This is a genomic window from Mycobacterium sp. KBS0706 (assembly GCF_005938675.2).
In the GTDB taxonomy this organism is placed as follows: Bacteria; Pseudomonadota; Alphaproteobacteria; order DSM-16000; family Inquilinaceae; genus Inquilinus.
On sequence record NZ_VCCH02000329.1, the window covers coordinates 1 to 632 of the forward strand.

General features: G+C 65.3%; 1 protein-coding gene. It reads left to right on the forward strand.

The annotated features are described in order from the left end of the window. Positions 1-184: 184 nt before the first annotated feature. Positions 185-632 (forward strand): IS6 family transposase (locus FFK22_RS42105; protein ID WP_306770275.1); only part of this gene is annotated, 448 nt, incomplete at its 3' end.

Below are 632 nucleotides of genomic sequence, written 5' to 3' on the forward strand. Positions count from 1 at the left end.
ACACATCGAGGTCTGATCCAGAGCCCCGCCCCAAAAAGGCGGGGCTTTCTGCGTTCTACGAGTTGCTAGAGGAAAGGCTAAACCTGCTCCGAGCGCCGAGGCCAGAACCCGAGTAACGTATGTCGTGCGCTCTCCGGGCTTGTCACGTTCGCGGCCTTGCGAAGGGCCAGCGAGCGGCGTAGCGGTGGCCACGACCCCACCTGACTATGCCGGTAATCGCTTTCCATCCGACGTGATTCAGCGCGCCGTCTGGATGTATCTCCGCTTCACCCTGAGCTACCGCGACGTCGAGGACCTGCTCGCCGAGCGCGGTATCGAGGTGTCGTACGAGACGATCCGCCGCTGGGTCAGCGCGTTCGGCCCGATGATCGCGAGGCGTCTTCGCGCGCAGCGGCCGGCGCCGCACCGGCGCTGGCACCTCGACGAGATGTTCGTCCGGATCGGTGGCAACGAGATGTATCTCTGGCGTGCCGTCGATGCCGAGGGTGAGGTGCTCGACGTGCTGGTTCAGGCCAGGCGGGACGCGGCGGCCGCCGGCAAGCTGATGCGCAAGCTCCTCCGGAAGCAGGGCATCGATGGTGTTCCAGCATTTCGCCCTGCTGCCGCACCGGACGGTGCTGGAGAATGTCGAA